Source organism: Anaerococcus lactolyticus ATCC 51172, from assembly GCF_000156575.1.
Classification (GTDB): domain Bacteria; phylum Bacillota; class Clostridia; order Tissierellales; family Peptoniphilaceae; genus Anaerococcus; species Anaerococcus lactolyticus.
In genome coordinates, this window is record NZ_GG666045.1 from 250,359 (window position 1) to 273,611 (window position 23,253).

Annotated in this window: 20 protein-coding genes; 7 read left to right on the top strand and 13 right to left on the bottom strand. The window is 31.1% G+C overall.

Translation table 11 applies throughout. The features are described from left to right. Positions 1-28: 28 nt before the first annotated feature. The gene (locus HMPREF0072_RS03795; protein ID WP_004827492.1) at positions 29-259 is read right to left on the bottom strand and encodes a hypothetical protein; all 231 of its coding nucleotides are present in this window, start codon (positions 257-259) and stop codon (positions 29-31) included. Between the two features lie 79 nt (positions 260-338). After that, the gene (pepT, locus tag HMPREF0072_RS03800) at positions 339-1,559 is read right to left on the bottom strand and encodes a peptidase T (protein ID WP_004827493.1); all 1,221 of its coding nucleotides are present in this window, start codon (positions 1,557-1,559) and stop codon (positions 339-341) included. 78 nt (positions 1,560-1,637) lie between these two features. Between pepT and dut the strand changes: the two genes are divergently transcribed. The 6 genes from dut to HMPREF0072_RS03830 are packed head-to-tail and all read left to right on the top strand — an operon-like array spanning position 1,638 to position 9,236. Continuing rightward, positions 1,638-2,072: a dUTP diphosphatase gene (gene dut / locus HMPREF0072_RS03805; RefSeq protein ID WP_004827494.1), complete on the top strand. Its 435-nt coding sequence runs from the start codon at positions 1,638-1,640 to the stop codon at positions 2,070-2,072. A 5-nt stretch (positions 2,073-2,077) separates the two neighbouring features. Beyond that, positions 2,078-2,599, top strand: a complete 522-nt coding sequence (locus tag HMPREF0072_RS03810; protein ID WP_004827495.1) for a hypothetical protein — start codon at positions 2,078-2,080, stop codon at positions 2,597-2,599. A gap of 60 nt (positions 2,600-2,659) precedes the next feature. Then, on the top strand, positions 2,660-5,269 hold the full coding sequence (mutS, locus tag HMPREF0072_RS03815) for a DNA mismatch repair protein MutS (RefSeq protein WP_004827496.1): 2,610 nt from the start codon (positions 2,660-2,662) through the stop codon (positions 5,267-5,269). Then, positions 5,269-7,032, top strand: a complete 1,764-nt coding sequence (gene mutL, locus HMPREF0072_RS03820) for a DNA mismatch repair endonuclease MutL (RefSeq protein ID WP_004827497.1) — start codon at positions 5,269-5,271, stop codon at positions 7,030-7,032. The genes mutS and mutL overlap by 1 nt, the downstream gene beginning before the upstream one ends. Beyond that, positions 7,022-7,969, top strand: coding sequence for a tRNA (adenosine(37)-N6)-dimethylallyltransferase MiaA (gene miaA / locus HMPREF0072_RS03825; protein WP_004827498.1), 948 nt, complete (start codon positions 7,022-7,024; stop codon positions 7,967-7,969). Before mutL ends, miaA begins: the two co-directional genes overlap by 11 nt. After that, positions 7,959-9,236 carry a methionine gamma-lyase family protein gene (locus tag HMPREF0072_RS03830; protein ID WP_004827499.1) on the top strand — a complete coding sequence of 426 codons (1,278 nt, stop codon included), beginning with the start codon at positions 7,959-7,961 and terminating at the stop codon, positions 9,234-9,236. Before miaA ends, HMPREF0072_RS03830 begins: the two co-directional genes overlap by 11 nt. A 40-nt stretch (positions 9,237-9,276) precedes the next feature. On the opposite strand, the gene HMPREF0072_RS03835 is transcribed toward HMPREF0072_RS03830, so the two are convergent. From HMPREF0072_RS03835 to gmk, 11 genes are all read right to left on the bottom strand, one after another. Then, positions 9,277-10,266 (bottom strand): tyrosine recombinase XerC, encoded by a 990-nt coding sequence (locus tag HMPREF0072_RS03835; RefSeq protein ID WP_004827500.1) that lies wholly within the window; start codon positions 10,264-10,266, stop codon positions 9,277-9,279. Positions 10,267-10,740: 474 nt separating this feature from the next. Beyond that, the gene (gene rny / locus HMPREF0072_RS03840; RefSeq protein ID WP_248601164.1) at positions 10,741-12,282 is read right to left on the bottom strand and encodes a ribonuclease Y; all 1,542 of its coding nucleotides are present in this window, start codon (positions 12,280-12,282) and stop codon (positions 10,741-10,743) included. Between the two features lie 127 nt (positions 12,283-12,409). Then, positions 12,410-12,937: a serine O-acetyltransferase EpsC gene (gene epsC, locus HMPREF0072_RS03845; RefSeq protein ID WP_004827502.1), complete on the bottom strand. Its 528-nt coding sequence runs from the start codon at positions 12,935-12,937 to the stop codon at positions 12,410-12,412. Continuing rightward, a complete protein-coding gene (cysK, locus tag HMPREF0072_RS03850; protein WP_004827503.1) occupies positions 12,924-13,838 on the bottom strand; it encodes a cysteine synthase A in 915 nt (304 codons plus the stop codon). Before cysK ends, epsC begins: the two co-directional genes overlap by 14 nt. Before the next feature lie 157 nt (positions 13,839-13,995). Next, the gene (gene tsf, locus HMPREF0072_RS03855) at positions 13,996-14,664 is read right to left on the bottom strand and encodes a translation elongation factor Ts (protein WP_004827504.1); all 669 of its coding nucleotides are present in this window, start codon (positions 14,662-14,664) and stop codon (positions 13,996-13,998) included. 15 nt (positions 14,665-14,679) lie between these two features. Next, a complete protein-coding gene (gene rpsB, locus HMPREF0072_RS03860; RefSeq protein WP_039931087.1) occupies positions 14,680-15,516 on the bottom strand; it encodes a 30S ribosomal protein S2 in 837 nt (278 codons plus the stop codon). Between the two features lie 130 nt (positions 15,517-15,646). Continuing rightward, positions 15,647-17,050 (bottom strand): signal recognition particle-docking protein FtsY, encoded by a 1,404-nt coding sequence (ftsY, locus tag HMPREF0072_RS03865; RefSeq protein WP_004827506.1) that lies wholly within the window; start codon positions 17,048-17,050, stop codon positions 15,647-15,649. A 9-nt stretch (positions 17,051-17,059) separates the two neighbouring features. Continuing rightward, positions 17,060-19,423: a primosomal protein N' gene (gene priA / locus HMPREF0072_RS03870; RefSeq protein ID WP_004827507.1), complete on the bottom strand. Its 2,364-nt coding sequence runs from the start codon at positions 19,421-19,423 to the stop codon at positions 17,060-17,062. 4 nt (positions 19,424-19,427) lie between these two features. Then, positions 19,428-20,600 carry a bifunctional phosphopantothenoylcysteine decarboxylase/phosphopantothenate--cysteine ligase CoaBC gene (coaBC, locus tag HMPREF0072_RS03875; RefSeq protein WP_004827508.1) on the bottom strand — a complete coding sequence of 391 codons (1,173 nt, stop codon included), beginning with the start codon at positions 20,598-20,600 and terminating at the stop codon, positions 19,428-19,430. 1 nt (position 20,601) lies between these two features. Further along, positions 20,602-20,790 carry a DNA-directed RNA polymerase subunit omega gene (rpoZ, locus tag HMPREF0072_RS03880; protein ID WP_004827509.1) on the bottom strand — a complete coding sequence of 63 codons (189 nt, stop codon included), beginning with the start codon at positions 20,788-20,790 and terminating at the stop codon, positions 20,602-20,604. After that, entirely contained in the window at positions 20,790-21,389 is a 600-nt protein-coding gene (gene gmk, locus HMPREF0072_RS03885; RefSeq protein ID WP_004827510.1) for a guanylate kinase, read from the bottom strand. Before gmk ends, rpoZ begins: the two co-directional genes overlap by 1 nt. Before the next feature lie 93 nt (positions 21,390-21,482). Between gmk and HMPREF0072_RS03890 the strand changes: the two genes are divergently transcribed. Continuing rightward, a complete protein-coding gene (locus tag HMPREF0072_RS03890; protein WP_004827511.1) occupies positions 21,483-23,225 on the top strand; it encodes an Rqc2 family fibronectin-binding protein in 1,743 nt (580 codons plus the stop codon). The last annotated feature ends 28 nt before the right edge of the window (positions 23,226-23,253 follow it).

Here is a 23,253-nt window from a genome sequence, read left to right on the forward strand (position 1 = left end):
CTAGCCAAATGGCTAGCTTTTAATTTACTTAGTCTTCTGATGGATTTTCTGAGAAATCTGCTCTAGTTCTTCTGGCTTCTGCTCCTACATTAGAGTTTTCATCTGCTTCATCATTAATTGATCTAAGATTTTCTTGGTCTGGACCAAGTTTTTTATCTAGTGATTCGCCACCACTGTTCTTATCTGATTCCCTCATTTTTTTGTCGAGTTCATCATTACCTCTGTATTGATTTGCATTTGAAATTTTTTGATTTGTCATAATATCTCCTTTATAATTCAACTATGCATTACTCATATATTTATAATACTATAAATCAGGAAATTTTACAAACCTTTTCTTATTTAGACATCTCTATAAGTTTAATAATTTCGAGAACAACTTGGCTAGATTTTACCATATGTTCTATTGGAATAAGCTCATAAATCCCATGGAAATTCATACCGCCAGTGAAAATGTTTGGACAAGGAAGACCCATAAATGACAATTTAGATCCGTCTGTACCTCCTCTAATAGGGCTGATGAGTGGTTTTATACCAAGATCTTCCATTGCTTTTTTAGCATATTCGACAATATCTAAGTTGTCTTTTATAATATCACCCATATTATAATAACTATCTGTTAATTTTACATCTATAATATTTCCGTATTTTTCATTTAGGAAATCTGCATTAGATATAATCTCTTTTTTCATTTTTTCGAAAGTATTCCTGTCATGATCACGAATTATATATTCTAGTTTAGTTGTTTCTATATCTCCGTTAATCTTAAGTAGGTGAAAAAAGCCCTCATAGCCTTCAGTATGCTCTGGGCGTCTCACATAGCCTAATAACCTGTCAAATTCATTTGCGATAGTTATAGAGTTAATCATTGTGTTTTTGGCGCTACCAGGGTGGATGGATTTGCCATGTATAGTTATCTTCGCATCAGCCGCATTGAATGATTCATATTCAAGCTCACCAAGGATGCCTCCATCTATTGTATAGGCGAAGTCAGCGTCGAAGTTCTTAACATCAAAAGTATCGCATCCAGTTCCGATTTCTTCATCTGGAGTAAAGGCAATCCTTATTTCTCCATGTTTAAAATCAGGATTGTTTACAATATGTTCTATAGCTGTCATAATAGCAGCTATACCTGCTTTATCATCTGCACCAAGTAGAGATTTTCCTCTTGTAGTAATGATTGTTGTTCCCTTTAATTTTTCAAGATAAGGGAAGTCTTCGACTTTAATATATTTTTCATCATTAAGTTTTATATCTCCACCTTCATAATTGATTATTTGTGGGTCTTCTATTTTTCCGTACATCTCTGGAGAAGTATCCATGTGTGAAATAAAACCAATTTTAGGTAGATCCTTATCTGAATTTGCTGGTATTTTGCAGAATAGAAACCCCTCTTCATTAATAGTTGGATTTAGTCCTAAATCTTCTAATTCTTTTTTCAATTCATTAGCAAGTAATAATTGGCCATCAGATGATGGTTTTTGACTTTCACCTTTTTCAGGATCACTTTTTGTATCAAATGATATATACTTTAAAAAACGTTTTGTTATATTTTCCATATTCACTCCTTTTCTATATTATACTTGTAATTGTAAAGTGTAGCTAAAATTGGTATATTAAATTAGAAGGTGATTGTAATGAAAAAAAATATTTTGAAGATTAAAACTGATGGCCAAATCCCAGCTTATGCTACAGAGCACTCTGCAGGTATAGATTTATACTGTAATAGCGACAAGGATATTATTATAAAAGCAAAAGAAACTGTTAAGATTCATACAGGAATTTTCGTAGAAATTCCTGAAGGATACTTCGGAGCTGTTTACCCTAGGTCATCAACAGGTGTTAAAAAACATTTAATGCTTGCAAATACTGTTGGCGTAATTGATTCTGACTATAGGGGAGAATTAATGATATTTTTCTACAATTATGGAGAAGAAGAACAAGTTATAGAAAATGGCGATAGACTTGCTCAATTAGTTATCCAGCCTTATTTAAGTTGTGACATAGAAAAAGTAGATGAACTTTCTGATAGCGAAAGAGGCGATGGCGGTTTTGGGTCAACTGGTAAGTAATAACTATGAATAGATTTTTAAGAAAAAATAAATACAACTTATTTTTGTTGGTCGCATTCATAGTTGTATTAATAATTATTGGTTTTTTTATTAAAGCTAAAATAGATGACATTAATATGGCTAAATATGATAACAATATAATTATAATTAAAGGAAATGGTGATGAGATAAAATCATTTTCTATTAGAGAGCTTAAAAAAAGAGCTGGAAGCAGTAAAGAAGTTTATATAAACAATGGCTTGGAAAAAGTAAAAGTTGAGGGTGTTTCACTAGAGAAACTTGTAGGAAATCTTGACTATAATTTAAGAGAAAGACCTGTTATTTCAATAGAAGATACAGATGGAAATTCAAATAGATTTCCAATGTCTGTAGCTCTTGAGGTTGATAGGGTTTATTTAGTTTATAGAATTGATGGCGAGCCGGTTATAGAATATAACCCTTCTTACGGTTCTTTAGTTGTAATAGATACTACTACCAAAAGTGCTAATAGCTGGATAACAAATGTAAAAACTCTTAATATTCAATAAATAGGCTGTTACTAAACTGTGACAGTTTATTTTATTAAGATAAGAAGAAATGAGTGAAAGATGACTAGCAAATTTAAATACGAAAATTTAACACCAATGCTAAGACATTATGTTGATGTCAAAAATGATTTTAAAGATGCACTCCTCCTTTATAGGGTTGGAGATTTTTACGAGACTTTTTTTGATGATGCAATTATAACAGCTAAAGTTTTGTCATTAACTCTTACTGGCAAAGAGTGTGGTCATGTCGATAGAGCCCCTATGTGTGGAGTTCCTCACCATGTAATAGATACTTATGTAAATAGACTTGTAAAAAAAGGTTACAAAGTTGCCTTATGTGATCAAATTGAAGATCCTAAGGATGCAAAAGGGCTAGTAAAAAGAGCTATTACAAGAGTTATAACACCTGGTACTCTGACTGACATGGAATCTTTAGAAAACAAAGAGAATAACTATTTACTTTCCATATTTGAAAATGAATATGGTCTTGCTATGGCATATTGTGATATTTCTACAGGAAAACTTGTTGGTCTTGAAATAAAGACCCTAAGTCAAAATTTAGGAAAAAAAGCTATAGACCAAATAGAAAAGATCAACCCTTCAGAAATGGTATTAACAAGCAATTTTGATAATGAAGACATTAAAAAGTATCTTAATCTCAATAATCAAATATTTATCAATTATATAAACTTTACAACTGATTATGAAAATAGGGTGAAGACTGTAAATAATTATTTAGGTAAGGATAATTTAAATAAGATAAAAGATAAGAGACTAATAATAGTAGCTCTTGCCAATCTCTTGGATTATATCTATAAATATTACGAAGAAAAACTCGACCATATAAATAATATCGAAATATTAAAAATTAATGAATTTATGGAGATTGAGTCAAATACACGAAAAAATCTAGAGTTAACAAGGAATTTGTCTACCAATAATAAGGAAAATACATTAATAAGTATATTAGATCAGGCAGATACAGTTATGGGTTCTAGGATGATCCATGACTGGTTAGAAAGACCCTTGATTGATAGGGATAAAATTAATAGAAGACTAGATTTAGTTGATGGTTTTTATGAGGATAGCATCCTATCAAGAAATGTTTCGAATTTATTAGATAGTGTATATGATCTTGAGAGATTACTTGCGAAAATATCATATAAAAGAGCTAATGCAAGAGATTTGATATCTCTCAAAAATTCTATAAAAGAAATGCCAAAACTAAAGCATGTATTAGCAGATTCGACTAATAATCTAATTAAAAATCTTGGTTTGAATCTACCAGATGTAGAAGATATCTATGAATTAATAAATAAATCTATTGTTGATGAACCACCAATAAACATTACTGAGGGAGGGATCATAAAAAGTCAATACGATAAAGATTTAGATAATCTCAAAGAGATGGCTGATACAGCTGAGGATAAACTTATTGAATATGAAAGTAAACAAAGAGAATTAACAGGAATCAAAAATTTAAAGGTTATTTTTAATAAAAATAATGGTTATTCTATAGAAGTTACTAAATCTAATATTGATAAGATTGACCAATCTTATATTAGAAAGCAAACATTAAAAAATCAAGAAAGATACACCACTGAAGAGCTTGAAAATATTTCATCTTTGATTTTAAATGGCAAAGAAAAAATAAACTTATTAGAGTATGAACTATTTAACAAAATTGTTGAAAATATACTTAACAGCACTTTAAGACTTCAGAGTCTATCTAAAATGATTGCTAATATTGATAGTTTAAATTCATTTGCAAAAATTGCTCACAAATATTCATATTGCAAGCCAAATATAACTGAATCAAATGAAATATCAATTATAGAAGGCAGACATCCAGTAATTGAAATAAATCTTGATGAAAATGAGTTTATTGCAAATGATACAAATATAGGTCAGGATGATAACCTTATTCAAATCATAACTGGACCAAACATGGCTGGTAAATCAACCTATATGAGGCAGATGGCTCTCATTATAATTATGGCACAAATTGGATCCTTCGTACCAGCTAAAAGTGCCGAAATAGGAATATGTGATAAAATTTTTACAAGAATTGGCGCTAGTGATAATATTTCCAAGGGCGAATCGACATTCATGCTTGAGATGAATGAAGTATCTAACATCATCAAAAATTCCACTGAAAAATCATTTGTCATTCTTGATGAGGTTGGTAGGGGAACTAGCTCTGATGATGGTCTAAGTATCGCAATGGCTCTTGTAGAATACTTGTCTAAACATAAAAAAGTTAAGACTGTTTTTGCTACTCACTTTCATGAGCTCACAGTTCTTGAGAGCGAGCTAAAAAATGTTCGTAATCTCAAAATTGAAATCTTAGAAGAAAATAATAATTTAATTTTCTTAAGAAAAATATCAAGAGGCAAGTCTGATAGGTCTTATGGGATTGAGGTAGCAAAACTAAGTGGCCTTCCTGATGAAATCCTTGAAAATGCAAAAAACATTATGGAAAAACTTGCGAATGAAGATTTCTTTGAAGTCAATAAAGGCAAGGAGATAAAAAATTCATTAGAGGATATTAAAAACAAAAAAATCAACGAGTTAAAGAGTTATACAGATAAGATAAATATCAACGAACTTACACCACTTGAAGCGATGAACCAGCTTAATATTCTTATGGAAAAGATAGGGGAGATTTAATGGCTATTAAAAAATTAGATAAGGAAACAGTTGAAAAAATTGCAGCTGGTGAGGTTATAGAATCCCCTTTATCCATAATTAAAGAGTTAGTTGAAAATTCTGTAGATGCTGGAAGTAAAAATATAACCGTAGAAATAAAAAATGGTGGTAAAACTTATATAAGAGTCACAGACGATGGTTCAGGCATTGCTAAAGATGATATTGAACTAGCCTTTGAGAAGCACGCAACAAGCAAGATAACAAAATTTGATGACTTATTTAAAATATCTTCCCTTGGTTTTAGGGGCGAAGCTCTTCCGAGTATTGCATCTGTTAGTAAAGTTGTTGCTATTTCAAAAACTCAAGATGCTGATGTTGGCACAAAACTAGATCTAAGTGGAAGAGTAAAAGTTAAAAAATCTATAGCCACAAATAAGGGAACTAGCATTATTGTTGAAGACTTATTTTATAATATGCCAGCTAGGAGAAAGTTTTTAAAATCTGATATAGCTGAGTCAAATAAGATTACAAAGCTTATGTATGCTTTTGCAATTGGCTATAAAGATGTTTCTTTTAAGTATATTAAAGACGATAGGATACAATTTCAATCAAATACAAGTTTGGACCTAAAGTTTAAAATATCAGATTTACTTGATAACTTGCTAGAAGAAAACCTTCTTGAACTTAAAGCTACAAATACATCTTATAGGATTGACGGTGAGATTGGTTTACCTACATATTATAGGGGAAATAGGTCTATGCAATACATTTTTGTAAATGATAGACTTATTGAAGATGAAGAAATTACTAAGACAATAGAGCGCCAATATATAGGGCTTATTCCTCAGGGAAGATTTCCAGTGTTCTTTATTTTTATTTACACTGACCCAAAAAATATCGACGTAAATATCCATCCTAATAAAAAATTGGTCAAATATACCTACGAGGATGAACTTGTTGAATTAATAAATGACAGCGTTAAAAATTTACTAAAGTCAAAACAAGCAATAAATTCAATTGATATTAAAGATAAGAAACAAAATGAAATCTTAGATTTTACTGATTATAAGGCGGTATTAGACAAATATTCTCCAGCAGAAATGCTTATTAGAGAAGAAGAAAAACCTTATAATAGTATTGAAAGCAACCAGGATTTTTTTAATGATAAAATTTCAATAGACTTATATACAAACGAAGAAAAAATAAGGGAAGATTCATTTTTTAGTGACATAGAAGTTCCATCCTATAAAACATCTATCTTTAGAAGGTATTCAATATTTGAAGATAAAGAGAAAATCTATATTTTAGATCATAGAAAAGCTGAAGAAAAGATAAAAATGAGTGAATATATCAATGATTATAATAGTAATAAGATATCTAGACAGCTAGTTTTAAATCCGATTAAAATCAATCTTAATAAAATTGATATAGGTAGGTACGAGCAAAAACAAGATTTGTTTAATAAGTTGGGTTTTGATATTGAATTGATATCTGATAAGTCTGTAATAATAAGGGAAATTCCAATAATTTTTGATATACCTGAAAACAATAACTTTTTCTATGAGATATTAGATTTTGATGATAATGAAAATATTCTTTTTAAGAATTTAAGAAAATTAGTTAAAAATATTTCGTTTAGGAAAGGTAATACCATAAATAAAGACGAAGCTATTGAACTTTATAAGAAACTAATGAAAGAAGAAGATCCTTACAGAACATATGATGGTAAACCTACGATAATAACATTGGAAGATAAGGATTTGGAGAAATATTTTGAAAGATAAATTTATTATTATTACCGGGCCTACAGCAAGTGGAAAAAGTGATATAGCTATAGATATTGCCAAAAAAATTGAAGGTGAAATTATATCTGCTGATAGCCAGCAAGTATACAGAGATATGGATATAGGTACTAATAAAGTGACTAATCCAAGTTACGTTAACCATCATTTGTTGAATATTGTAAATCCAAATGAAGAGTTCACCGTTGATGATTTCAAGAAAGATGCAGAGGAGATAATTTCTACATTAAATTCAAGATTTATTATGCCGATTATCACCGGTGGTACAGGATTTTATATTGATTCCTTGCTTTTTGACATGAATTACGGTGAGGTAAAAAAAGATATTTATACAAGAATGGCCTTACAAAAATTAGCTGATGTTCATGGTAACAATTATTTATATGAAAAGCTTTTGGAAATCGATCCTAAAACAGCAAATAAATATCATCCTAATGAGCTAAACAGGATTATTAGAGCCCTAGAAATATATGAAATTACAGGAGAAAAACCATCCGAAAAACGTACCGGAGAAAAAGTTTTGAAAAGTAACATTAATCCTATATTGATATTTTTGAATTATAGAGATAGAAAAATACTTTATAACAAAATTAATGATAGGGTAAATGATATGATAAATCTCGGCCTCATTAATGAATTTAATTTCTTGATTGATAAGTACAAATTAGATGAAAATAGTCAATCTATGGCAGCTATTGGATATAAGGAAATCTTTCCTTATGTGAGAGGCGAGATAAGTTTAGATGAGATGGTTAGCTTAATTCAAAGAAATACTAGAAGATATGCTAAAAGACAGATAACCTGGATGAAAAGATATTTAAATTATCCGTTTGCCAGAGAAATTATTATGGATGATTTGAACAAGGAAGATGCTACTTTAATTATCGAAGATTTAATAAAGGGTATGTATGAATTTTAAAGAGATTTATGAAAATTATAATATAGACAATGAATATGACGATTTGATAGAAGATTCTGAAAGGGAGTTAGAAGAATTATTCAAAAAACACGAAAAAATAGCTGAATATAATCAATATAAAGTATTGAAGGCCTTTAATGAAAATTCTCTTCAAACTTCTGATTTTAATTCTTCTACTGGATATGGTTATGCAGATACTGGACGTGACACCGTTGAAGCTATATTTTCTTCGATATTTAAATCCGAAGACAGCCTTGTAAGACCTTCTATTGTTTCGGGAACCCATGCCTTATCTATTGTTTTATTTTCATTATTACATTATGGAGATAAGCTATTATCAATTACTGATGATCCATACGATACCATGCAACAGGTTATAGGTATAGCAGGCAATAAAAAGGGAACGTTAATAGAAAAAGGTATCTTATATGATAAATTAACCCTTGATGAAAATAATAAAATTCAATATGATAAAATTAAAGACAAGATTGATGATAAAACCAAGGTAATTTTAATTCAAAGATCAACAGGATACACTCAAAGAAGGGCATTTACAATTGATGAAATCGAAAAAGCAATAATCGAAATCAGAAAAATATCTAAAGATATTGTTATTTTTATTGACAATTGCTATGGAGAATTCACTGAAACAAGAGAACCTATTGAAATTGGTGCTGATATTGTTGCAGGCTCCCTTATAAAAAATCTTGGTGGAGGAATTGCTATTACAGGTGGCTACATCAGCGGCAGAAAAGACTTGATCGAATATTGCGCTAACACTCTTACTGCACCTGGAATTGGTAAAGATGAGGGCCTTAGCTTTGGTATAAATAGACTGGTTGTAGAAGGGTTGTATTTTGCTCCACATATAGTTAAAGAAGCTATAAGAGTAGCTTTATTATTTGCAAGTGTGTTTAATAAATTAGGATATAACGTTACTCCAAGCCTTGATGACCCAAGGTCTGATGTGATTCTTGCCATAAAATTAGAAAATCCAGAAAAGTTAAAGACATTTTGTAAGGCTATACAAGAGGCTTGCTCAGTTGATTCTACCTTTGTTCCAGAAGCGTATCCTATGCCAGGATATGAAGACCCTGTTATAATGGCTGCTGGAGGATTTGTGGAAGGAGCGACATCTGAATTATCAGCTGACGGACCTTTAAGAGCTCCTTATATGGCATATCTACAAGGAGGTCTTAATTATTATCATGGTAAGCTTGCTTTAAAAATAGTCTTAGATAGGTTTGCTAAAAATAATTTCTTATAAATAAAATCGTTCTAATTTTATAGTTAGAACGATTTTTAAATTAAAATTCTAAATCTGACAAAGGGTTTTTATTTACAGCATTTTTTAAATCTTCGTTGTCAAGGTGAGTATATATTTGGGTAGTTGAAACAGAAGCGTGACCTAAAATATCTTTTAAGGCTCTGATATCAACATTACCATACTTATACATAAGAGTTGCTGCTGTATGTCTTAGTTTGTGTGTCGAATAAACACTAGTATCAAAACCAGCTTTCGCAAGGTACTTTTCTATAGTAGATTGAACTGCTCGGTTAGAGATTCTATTTTTTCTTGTAGATATAAATAGGGCATTAACTGTATCATCCTTTAAATACTCAGACCTAATTACAATATAATTATTAATAAGGTCTTGACAATTTTTTGTTAGATAAACCGTTCTTTCTTTATTGCCTTTGCCTATTATATTAAAACTATCCTTATTTACATCAGATAAGTCGATTGAAATAAGCTCAGAAAGCCTCATACCCGTAGTAAGAAAGGTAAAAACAATAGCCAAGTCCCTTGCTTTTAGAAAAGTATTTTTCTCTTTACTTATTGTCTCTATAAGCCTTTCAGTTTCGCTCAATGTGAGGTAGACAGGCTGCCTTTGGCTTATTTTGGGGTTTGTTAGTTTGTCGGCAATATTAGTATTTATTACTTCGATTTCGCTATACATATACTTATAGAAGGATTTTATAGCGGAAATCTTCCTTGATCTTGTAGTCGCCGAATCATTTTTGTCATTATCAAGATAAGATAGAAAGGCATAAAAATCTTGAATAGTAATTTTCTCGAAAAAGATATTGTCTACGAAGAAATTTATTTTCTTATAATCAAAATCATTTTCATAATCTTTTTTGTTATTATTATAGATTTTTCTTACGATTTGATATTCTATAAATGTTTCAAGATCGTATGCGTATTCTTTAATTGTTGATTCAGAAAGCCCTTTGATAGATTTCAAATAATTTAAATAATCTGTTAGCAAAAGAGGTTTGATAAATTTTTCCATAAAATTCTCCGTTCAAATCCGTATGCGAGCGTAAGTGTTAGAAATTAGTTCAAGCGATTGTTTTCTAAACTCCATATGTAAATTATACCTATTTCGACAATAAAAACAAATTATTGCACAAAATTATTATTTTGTGCAATAATTTTTCTGGATTAATATCCTCTCTTTTAAGTTGGCCTTTACAAGTAAATTAATTTTAACAATTCATATTGATATGTCTAATGTATCGATTAAGTTACAAATCTAAAAAATCATTTCTCAGTTTCCTGTATGGTTATAGAGTATTTTTAATTATAAGATATTTTTTAGATTCCTATGATTTTTAGCTCTAATTTCTTGATCAATTTTAATATTTAAGTAAAATCTGACGCCGCATTTTGCGTTTTAAGGCATTTTATTTTTTTACCAATGTATTTATACCTTTATTTTTTAAATTAAAAACTGCCATCATTATAATGGCAGCTTGATTAATTATTATTTTGCATAATCTATCGCTTTGGACTCTCTTAATAAGTTCACTTTAATTTCACCAGGATATTCTAATTCATTTTCAATTTTCTTTGCAATCTCTCTAGCAATCACAATCATTTCATCATCAGAAATTTTTTCTGGTTTGACTAGTATTCTTAATTCTCGACCAGCTTGTAGTGCAAAAGATTTTTCTACACCTTCAAAAGAATTTGCGATTCCTTCTAAGTTTTCTAGTCTCTTAATATAACTTTCTAGACTTTCACGTCTAGCGCCTGGTCTGGCAGCGCTGATTGCATCAGCAGTTTGTACTAAAATTGATTCTACACAATTTGGTTCAACTTCGCCATGGTGAGATTGAATAGCGTTTATAACATATTTGTTTTCACCATACTTAGTAGCAGCTTCAACACCTAGGGCAACATGTGTACCTTCTTGTTCTTGGTCTATTGCTTTTCCTACATCGTGAAGTAATCCACCACGTTTGGCTAATTGACTGTCAGCACCTATTTCATCTGCTAACATTCCAGCTAGAAGTGCAACTTCTACAGAATGTTTTAAGATATTTTGGCCATAAGAAGTTCTAAACTTCATTTTACCAATCAGTCTAATTAATTGAGGATGAAGATTAATAATTCCGACAGCTTCAGCGGCAGCTTCACCATCTTCAATTATCCTAGTCTCAACTTCATCACTAGCTTTTTGAAGCATTTCTTCAATTCTAGAAGGATTAATCCTACCATCCTGAATCAATTTTTCTAAAGCTACCTTAGCTATCTCACGTCTAACTGGCTCAAAACAAGAAATTACGACTGCTTCAGGTGTATCATCGATTATTAAATCAACCCCTGCTGCTTGTTCAAAAGCTCTAATATTACGACCCTCACGACCTATAATACGGCCTTTCATTTCATCATTAGGTAAAGAAATAACAGAAACAGTGTACTCAGCTACTTGCTCTGGTGCAAATCGTTGTATAGTAGTTGCCAGAATTTCTGTAGCCATTTTTTTGCTTTCTGCCTTAACTTTTTCTTCAGCTTCTTTAATCATCCTTGCTGATTCATGGATAGTTTCAGATTTTACTTTAGCTAAAATTATTTCTTTAGCTTCATTGTTGGTTAGTCCAGCGATATTTTGTAATTCCAACTCTTGTTGTTCTATTAACTTGTCAATTTTCTCTTCTTTTTGTTTTAACTTTTTCTGATCACTAGAGATTTGATCAGATTTTTTGTCAATCAATAAAGATCGATTGTCTAAACTTTCTTCTTTCTTAATCAAGCGAGCTTCCCTTTTATTTAGGTCGTTTCTGGCTTGATTTAGCATTTCTTCATTTTCAGATTTCAATTTTGAAATTTCATCTTTAGCATCAATTAGAGTTTCTCTTCTTAATGCTTCTGCTTGTTTATTGGCGTCGTCTATAATCTGTCTGCTTAAGTTTTCAGCACCACCTATTACAGATTCTCCAATTTTCTTACGATAAAGATAGCCAAAATAAAAAGCTAACAATACGAAGGCGACAACTATGATGAGAACAACAATTGGATTCATATTATTTAACATCATATCACCTCCAAAATACGGAAATTTATATTCCAATTATTATTATACCATTTAATTATAATTATACGAAATAGTTTTCATTAAATTATTAAGAAATAAAAAAAGTAGTCGATGACTACTTTTTATGTGCTATTATTCTTGCTGGAGCTCCAACGGCTGTAGAATTATCTGGAACATCTTCTAAAACAACTGAATTTGCCCCAATTTGGCAGTTATTACCTATAGTAATATTTCCAAGTAAAACGGCACCAGCACCAATCATAACATGATTTCCTACTGTTGGGTGCCTTTTTACTTTTTCATTTGTGACTGCACCTAGAGTTACCGAGTGATACATCAATACATCATCACCAACTTCAGCTGTTTCCCCTATCACAACTCCCATTCCATGGTCTATATAACATCTACGACCAATTTTTGCACCAGGATGAATTTCGATTCCTGTTTCCATTCTTGACTTAAATGCAATTTCTTGTGCCTCATATACCTTGCCTTGCAAATATAATTTATGGGCGATGTAGTGAGACAAGAGCGCTTTAATCCCTGCAGAAAAGAGTATTGCCTCCTCTTCACTTTTTAGTGCAGGGTCATTAGCTAAAGCGTTTTTTATTAATTCTTCTTTATATTCATTATAATTGAGCATTATCGTATAATTCTGTTGATAGATATCTTTCGCCTGTGTCAGGTAAAACAGTAACTACAACTTTCCCTTCTCCTAATTTATCAGCGATTTCAATAGCTCCTACAACATTAGCACCTGATGATATACCAACTGCAAGACCCTCTTCTTTTGCTATTTTTCTAGACATATTAATTGCATCGTCACTTTTAACATCGACAATTCCATCTAAGATATCAAAGTCAAGATTTTTTGGTATAAAATTTCCACCAATACCTTGAATTTTATGACTGGCAGCTTTACCACCTGATAAAAGCGGACTTTCAGCTGGTTCTATTGCATAAACTTTGATATTAGGATTTTCTTCTTTAAGTTTTTTTCCTGTACCTGTAACAGTACCACCTGTACCTACACCTGCTATAAAAGCATCTGGCTTAATTTCTGATAGAATTTCAGGTCCAGTTGTTTCATAGTGAGCCTTAATATTGGCAGGATTTGAAAACTGATCAGGCAAGAAATATCCATTTTCCTCAGCAAGTTCTTTAGCCTTATCTACAGCACCTTGGAGCGCTCCTTCGGTAGTTCTAATTACCTTTGCACCATAAGCCATTGCGAGTTTTGCTCTTTCAATACTCATTGATGCTGGCATAGTTAAAATTAAATTGTATCCCTTTGCAGCAGCAATCGCAGCTAGGGCTACTCCTGTATTTCCACTTGTAGGCTCAACTATTGTTCCTCCTTTTTTAAGTTTTCCAGATTTTTCTGCATCCTCTATCATGTAAAGTGCAATCCTATCTTTGATAGAGCCTGCTAAGTTGTTTTTCTCAACTTTTACATATATGTCAGCTCTACCTTCTTTTTTTAAAGAATTTAATTTTAGAAGAGGAGTACCTCCAATTAAATCTGTTGAATTATTTTTTATCATTAAAAACTCCTTTATAAACTAAAATAATTTATAGCTATTTCTGAATCATCGATTAAGAAATTAGCTATTCTAAATCCGACACATTTACTATACTATAAAAATGAATGATTTAAAATTGAGTAAAAAAAAGAGAGAATAAATCTCTCTTTATAATTTATTACATGTTCATTTGGCTTGCAACTTCAGCAGCAAAGTCCTCTTCTTTTTTCTCTAGACCTTCACCAACTTGGAATCTTGCAAATCTTCTAATCTTAATGTTTTCTCCAACTTCATTAGCTGTGTGTCTAAGTAGTTGTTCGATTGTTAAATCTGGGTCCTTGATGAATGGTTGATCTAATAAGCAAACTTCAGAGAACCATTTTTTAAGTCTTCCTTCAACCTTTTTCTCAGCAATCATTTTTTTCTTATCTTCAGGCATATTATCGCTTGATTCATTTATAGCTTGGTTGATTAGTATTTCTCTTTGTTCTGCTACATCAGCTTCATCAGCGTCAGCTTCAGAGATGTATTTAGGAGCACTTGCAGCAATGTGCATTGCAATGTCTCTTGCAAAATCTTTTACTGTATCAGTATTTGCAGAAAAATCAGTTTCTGTATTGATTTCTACAATTACGCCGATTTTATCGTTGTGAATGTAAGAACCAATAACACCTTCTGCAGCAATTCTACCAGATTTCTTATCAAGAGTTGCTTGTCCTTTTTCTTTTAGGATTTTTTGAGCTTTGTCAATATCTCCACCTGCTTCTTCGAGGGCTTTTTTGCAGTCCATCATTCCAGCGGCAGTTCTTTCTCTTAATTCTTTAACTAATTTTGCACTAATTGCCATCTATATCTCCTCTATTTATTCTGCTTCGTTTTCGTCGAATTCTTGTGTTTTTATTTCTTCAGCTGCTTCTTCTAAATCTTCGTCAGAAAGATTTTCTTCTTCAACTTCTACTTCAGAGTCTTCTTCAAATTCATCTTCTTCAACTTCTTCGTTAGAAGGATCAAATTCGTTGCCTTGATTTGCTTCAATAACAGCATCTGCCATTACAGAAGTTATAAGTTTTACAGCTCTAATAGCATCATCATTTCCTGGTATTGGAACATCAACTTCGTCAGGGTCACAGTTTGTATCAACTATTGCTATTACTGGAATACCTAGGATTTTAGCTTCGTGTACAGCTATAGCTTCTTCGCCTGGATCAACTACAAATAATACATCTGGTAGTTCTTCCATATCTTTTATACCACCAAGATTCTTTTCTAGTTTGTCCATTTCTTTTTGGTATTGTAGAACTTCTTTCTTTGGTAGAAGATCAAATGTACCATCTTCTTCCATTCTTTCATATCTTTGAAGTTTCTCTACGCTTTTTCTAATTGTTTTAAAGTTAGTAAGCATACCACCCAACCATCTGTGAGATACATAGTATTGACCAGATCTCTTAGCTTCTGATTGAATTGAGTCTTGCGCTTGTTTTTTTGTACCAACAAATAAAACTCTACCACCATCAGCAACTATATCTCTCATAACTTTGTAAGCTTCTTCGATTTGGTTAGCTGTTTTTTGTAGATCTACTATGTAGATACCGTTTCTTTCTGTGAAGATGAATCTTGCCATTTTTGGGTTCCATCTTCTAGTTTGGTGTCCGAAATGTACACCTGCTTCTAATAATTTTTTCATTGAAACTACTGCCATATTTACCTCCGTTTTTTCTTCCACCCATCTCAACTGGATATTAAACCACAATTGGCAACGTAATATCCATCCATGAGTGTGATTGTTGTAGTACCTAGATAATATACCACCTAAAACTTAAATTTCAACATTAAAACATCGCTTCTACAAAAGAATTTGAATCAAATTTTTGTAGGTGGTTAATACCTTCCCCGACTCCAATATATTTAACAGGAACTTCTACCTCTACTTGTAGAGGAAAGATTACTCCACCCTTTGCAGTACCATCTAATTTAGTCAATATCAAGCCTGTAATATCAGTAACATTTTTAAATTCCTTAAGTTGGCTTACTGCATTTTGACCTGTTGTAGCATCAAGAACTAAGAGATTTTCTCGATTTGCATTTACAGCATGAGTATCAATAGTTCTATTTATTTTTTCAAGTTCTTGCATTAGATTCTTCTTATTGTGAAGCCTACCAGCAGTATCGCAAATTAGGATATCAACATCCTTACTGCGTGCTGATTTAATTGCATCAAAAATAACAGCGGATGGGTCAGCTCCCTCCTTATGTGCTATAAGCTCAACATCTGCTCTTTCTGCCCATTCTTGAAGCTGATCAATAGCAGCAGCTCTGAAGGTATCAGCTGCAGCTAACATTACTTTTTTACCATCATTTTTAAAGTTATTTGCAAGTTTACCGATAGTTGTAGTTTTTCCAACGCCATTTACGCCTATCACAAGAATTACAGTTAATTTCCCTTTTTCAAACTTAATCCCATTATCAAGATTATTCTCATCTAACTTTTGTGTCATTATTTCTTTTAAAACAGGATAAATTTTATCTGAATCTTTAATAGACCTTTTCTTAATTTCAGATCTTAAGCTATCGACAATTTCTATAGTTGACGACATACCAATATCAGCAGAAATTAATATTTCCTCAAGTTCATCATATAAGTCATCATCAATCTTTACATTTCTAGTAAATAGATTTGAAAGACTCGAGGTGAAACTATCCCTTGTCTTACTTAGACCTTTTTTTAGCCTATCAAAAATAGATTCTTTTTCTTCAATAAATTCTTCAGCTTCCGCTAGATTTTCTTCATGTAATTCTTCATTAGCTTCATTGGGATTTTCTTCAGATCTATCCTCTTCATTTTCTTTATTAGTGTTTTCTAAGGATAAATCTTCAGTTTTTAGAGTTTTTTTTTCCGTATTTTCAGACTTAGTTAAATCTATAAATCTTCCTGCTTTGATTTTATTTTCTTTTTCTTCATCCTTGATTTCTTCGACTACTTCTTTGGTCTTTTTTTCTACTTTTTCAACTTCAGATTTTATCTCTTCTTTAATTTCATTTGCTTTTTCTTCAACTTCTTCAATTAAGTTGTTGTTTTTATTAGCTTCATTAAACTTATTAAATTCGTCATTAGTCGTATCATCATTTGATTTAGAACAACAATCACAAGTTGTTTTTTCTTCAGTATCTTTTATAAAATTTTTGTTTTCAAGTTCTTCAGTTTTTTTCTTCTTTTTCTTAAAAAAATTAAACATACCGACTCCTTAATTTATATTTGCAGGATTTATTGCTACAATAAATGATGTATCTGTGTATTTATTGATAAGATGATTCCTAATCCTGCCTATGGTATCTCTACAAATATCGAGGTCCTTGTCATAAACCTTCATAAGTATATTATACCTGTATTTATTATTTATTCTTGATATTTTACATGGATTTGGCCCTATTATTTCAATATCTACCTGATCTTTCATAGCTTCTTTTAACATTTTAGTAAATTCCATAGAAATATCTATAGTATTTACTCTATCATCATTTAATATCTTAATCGTAATTATATTTTTAAATGGTGGATAGGAAAAAGCCTTTCTAATTTCAAGCTCACTTTCAAAAAAACTTTGATAATCATTAGTTTTAACAGCTTGAATAACAAAATTTTCTGGTTTGTAGGTTTGTATGATGGCCCTGCCAGATTTATTAGCTCTTCCAGCTCTTCCTGCAACTTGAGTTAGAAGTTGAAAACTTGTCTCTTGGGCAGAAAAATCACCAACATTTAAAGATAAATCTGCAGAAATGATTCCTACGAGGGTTACATTTTCAAAATCAAGACCCTTGGCAATCATCTGTGTACCAAGTAGGATATCAATCTTTCCATCCTTCATATCTTTATACATGTGTTCATATCTTGCCTTACTTGTCGCTACCATGGAGTCCATTCTTAGGATATTTGCATTAGGGAAAAGTGTTCTTACTTCTTCTTCAAGCTTTTCTGTTCCTGCACCAAATTCTTTTATCTTTTTTGAATGACAATTTGGACAAATATTAACTTGGTTTTTTGTTCTTCCACAGTAATGGCATACAAGTTTATTAACACGTTTGTGGAAGGTCATTGCTACATCGCATGCCTCACATTTTACAACATAACCACAAGCTCTACAAAAAGTAAAAGAATCGTGCCCAATCTTATTTAAAAACAAAATTGTTTGTTCACCATTTTCTAAATTATGTCTAATTTGTCTCTGAAGTTCGATTGAAAGCATGGAATAATTCGAATTTTTTAGTTCTTCTCTCATATCAACAATTGAAATATCTGGCATATTTTTGTTAACCCTAGTTCTAAGATGGAGGAAATCTAATTTACCATCTCTTACCTCATTCATTGTTTTGATAGAAGGTGTGGCAGATGCCATAATAAGATTACAACAATGATAATTAGCCCTAAATTTGGCAATTTCTCTTGTATGATACTTAGGATCTTTAGAAGATATATAAGAGCTATCATGTTCTTCATCTATAATAATTGCTCCTAGGTACTTAAAGGGAGCGAATATTGCAGATCGTGCACCTATAGCTATTTTAACTTCGCCATTTTTTATCATCATCCATTGATTAAATTTTTCTTTTGGAGTAAGTCTCGAATGAATTATTGCTATTTTTTCTTTAAATCTGCCTGAAAATCTCTCTATAGTCTGAGGTGTTAAAGAAATTTCTGGAACTAATATAATAGCTTCCTTTCCTTGTTTAATCACTTCTTCTACGACTTGTAAAAATATCTCTGTCTTACCTGATCCAGTAACTCCAAATAAAAGAAATTTTCCATCTGGTTTTGCAAGAATCTTTTGATAGGCAAGGGCTTGCTCTTTATTTAATTGATGTTTATCATAATTTTTTACATCTAATTTAATTTCCTTGTTTGCTTCCTTTTGGACTTCCTCTATAATATTTTTTTTAATAAGAGATTTTAAGGAAGATAAGGAAGATGAAGTATTTTTAAGCAAATCACTCTGCTTGGTCAAGCCGTTGACTTTGAGATATTCTATAATTTTTTTCTGTTTTATAGCATTATTAGAAATTGTCGCATTAAAATCTTTAAGTTTAATATAGGTATCAAAGGAGATTTTTATTTTATCCCTGGCCTCATAAAAGATTTTAACTTTATCATTTTTTATCAAATCATTTAGTAGGTCCAAAGAATCAGGATAATATCTTATGATATCTTCCCTACTTCTTTCTACTTGTAAAAAATTAAGAAAATCATCACCTTTTACCTTTGCCTTATAAAAGGTTTTTATTTTATCAATAGTTGTGGGTGGTAGTACTTGTTTAAGAGAAAGTTGGATTGGAGAAAGATACTCTTTTGACATAAAAAAAGCTAAATCTAAAAGTTCATCACTTACTAACTTGCTATCGTCAATAATAGAAATTATATCTTTGATCTCATAATCGCAATTAAATTCTTCTACTATCTGATAAACAAAAGCAACGACAGTCTTGTTGCCTTTACCAAATGGTACCAATACTCTCATTGCTCTTTGTAATTTATTATTTAATTTTTCTGGTATACGATAGGTAAAAGATCTATTTAAAAATCTGCTTTTACTATCAATAATTACTTCTGCGTACAAATCATCACCTTAATAGGTCTAATATTTTATTGGCAAGCTCGCTTTTTGGCATAATATCTAAATTAACAACTTTATCTTTAGATATAATTGATGCAACGTTGGTATCGACATCAAAACCAGCTCCCCATTTTTTTAGGTCATTTGCAATAATATAATCTAAATTCTTCTTCTCAAGCTTAGCTTTTGCATTATTTATTAAATCATCAGTTTCTGCGGCAAATCCAATTATAGTCTGGTTTTTCTTTATAGAACCGAAGTACTTTATAATATCAGTATTTTCTATCAATTCTAATTTTAAGCTCGAACCAGTCTTTTTAATTTTTTTATCACTTGCTTTTTCAACCTTATAATCTACAGGAGCAGCTGACATAATCAAAGCATCAGCATCTTCAAAATCTCTATCAATGGCATCTTTCATTTCAGTATTTGTTTTAATCTGAATCTTTTTAATTCCATTTATCTTGAAAGGATTTACTGGACCAGAAATTAAAATCACCTCTGCTCCACGCTTACGAGCTTCATTGGCAATATTATAGCCCATTTTACCACTAGAATTATTTGATATGTAGCGAACAAAATCAATTTGCTCAACAGTAGGACCAGCTGTGATAATTATTTTCTTTCCTGATAAATCTTTTTCTGTGAAGTATTCATCCAGAAAGTCAACAATTTCAATAGGCTCTTCTAGCCTTCCATCTCCAACGGTATTGCAAGCAAGGATCCCTGGTTCGGGTTTGATGATTTTAATACCATCTTCTTTAAGAATTTTTAAATTTCTTTGTGTTGCCTTTGCCTTTAGCATGTTGGTATTCATAGCAGGAGCTATAACAACATCCTTATCGCAAGCAAGGTAAGTTGATAGAAGAAAATTATCTGCTATACCATTTGCCATTTTAGCAATTGTATTTGCACTTGCTGGTGCTATAAGCATAATATCTGCCCACTTAGCAAGCTCAATGTGGTGAACTTTTTCATGGTGGCCAACAAATAAATCTGTATAAACCTCACATTTTCCCATAGTTTCGAAACTTAATGGATTAACAAATTCTGTAGCAGACTTAGTCATAATTATGTTTAAATTTGCACCTACTTTTTTTAGTCGAGAACATAAATCTAAGACTTTATAGGCTGCTATTCCTCCACTTACCCCTAGGAGAATGTTTTTATTTTCTAGCATATTATTGTTTTTTAGTTACCTTTCCCTGTATTATCTCATTTAAGGCTTGAGTAACAGGTTTTGCTTCAATTTCTTTTGTCAAAGGTGCTGAGCCATTAACAATTCTTCTAGCTCTTTTGGCACACATCATGCAGATTTCATACCTGCTAGGACTTACTTCTGATAATGTTTTAAATGATGGATTTTTCATTAATCCTCCTTGAATTCTAAATTTTCTTCCCTAAACACCTTATGTTTTTCTGCATTAATTATTTCATTTACAGATGTAATAGCTGAGTTTAGGTGGTCATTAATAACTATATAATCATAATCTTTAATATGTTGAAGCTCTTTTTTAGCATTATTCATTCTGATTTTTATGTCTTCGTCGGTTTCAGTACCACGCCCTACAATTCTCTTTTTTAATTCTTTAAGGCTAGGAGGGGCTAAAAAAATAAAAACTCCGTTATCAGTATTTTTCTTGATATTAAGAGCTCCTTGTACATCAATTTCTAGTATTACGATTTTGCCTTCATTTATCTTTTTTTCCACAAATTCTTTGGGTGTTCCATAATAATTATTATGGACATGAGCATATTCAAGGAACTTGTCTTCTTCAATCATTTTTTCAAACTCGTCGTGGTTTAAATAAAAATAACTTACTCCTTCTATCTCCCCATCCCTTTTCTTTCTTGTTGTGGCAGATACAGAATATACTAAGTTTGTTTGAGTATTCATCAAATCGTGAAGAACAGTACCTTTACCGACTCCAGACGGACCTGATATAACTAATAAAAATCCCTTTTTCATCACTCCCCCTTATTTAAATCATTTTACTTTTATATGCTTTTACTTCAAGTATCATCTATGATGTCATAGAGTATAATAAGGGTGAGGTGAATTATGAGTTTTGACGGAATAGTAACAAGAAAAATTGTAAATGAATTAAAAAAAGAGATTTTAGGTGGTAAAATTCAAAAAATATCTCAGCCTTCTAAAAATGATATTATTTTTAATATATACTCAATGAGAAAGTCTTATAAATTATTTGTTAGCGCAAATAATAATGAAGCTAGAATTAATTTTACAGAAAAAAAATACGAGAATCCAGAAAAACCAGACAATTTTTGTATGGTTTTGAGAAAACATATTAACCAAGGAAAAATTATTGATATAAAACAATATGGACTCGATAGGGTTGTTGAACTTTCTATAGTTTCTATCGATGAAATGGGATTTGATACTAGCAAAAAACTAATTATTGAAATTATGGGAAAACATTCAAATGTAATTCTTACGGATACTAATTACAAGATAATTGATTCTATAAAAAGAATTAACGAGCAGATGTCTTCTGTCAGACAAATTTTCCCATCTTTAACTTACGAGCGTATAAAAAGCGAAAAGATAGATATTACTGATGAAAACTTTAATAAAGATATTTTTTATCTAAACCCAAAACTCCCAAATAGTTTTCAGCCCTATAAGATCTTTTACACCTATTACGAGGGCCTCTCTCCTATTATAGGTAAAGAATTAGTCCACAGAGCTAAGATTGATCCTAGGATAAATTGGGGGCTTGTAAGCGAAGATGAAAAGAAGGAATTGAATAATCTATTTCTTGCTTTAAGAAATGATATTTTAAATGATAACTTAGGAGCTTATGACTATAGGGATGAAAGAAAAATTAAAGAATACCATGCAATTAGGTTAAACCATTTAAATTTTACAGAGAATAAATATGATTTGATGAGTCTTGCTATTGATAATTTCTATTCTACAAATAAGTCTAATGACAGATTAGATCAAATGAAAGATTCTCTACTAAAAAAGATAAATAGTCATAAAAAATCAGTAAAAAAGAAAATTAACATCCTAAATGAAAATATCGCCAAAGAAGCCCTAGCCGATGATGCCAAAAAGAACGCAGACCTACTTGCAGCCAATCTCTACAGGATAGAAAATAAGGCAAAAGAAATAATTCTCGAAGATTTTTATAATGAAAATAAGCCTATAAAAATTTCTTTAAATCCGATGAAGAGCCCTTGGGAAAATATTAATGGCTATTATAATAGGGCAAAAAAAATTAAAGCAGCTATTGTTTATGCTCAAGCAGACCTACCTAACCAAAAATCTTTACTTACCTATCTCGAGCAATTAGAGGATTTTATTACTAGAGCAGACTCAATTTCTGATTTAGAGGATATAAGAGATGAGATGCAAGAAAATAAACTTATAAAGAAAAAAGCAAAGGATAAAAAGAAAGCGAAACCTTCAAAACCTCTTCATTATCAAACTGAGAGTGGTGCGGATATATATGTAGGTAAGAACTCTAAACAAAACGATTATATTACCCTTAAAGTCGCAAGAAAAGATGATTTATGGTTCCATGTTAAGGATAGTCCAGGTAGCCATGTAGTATTAAAAACTGACCATATATACGAGGAAGATATACTAACAGCCGCCTACCTAGCAGCTAAAAATTCTTCACTAACAAATGATAATAAAGTTGATGTAGATTATACAGAGAAGAAAAATGTCAACAAGGCTAAGGGAGCAAAAGAAGGAATGGTATATTACGAAAAATTCTCAACTATAACTATAGACTTAGATAAAGAAACAAAATTTAATTTAAAAAAAATATAACATAAAAAACCGGCTCTTTATTTCAAGA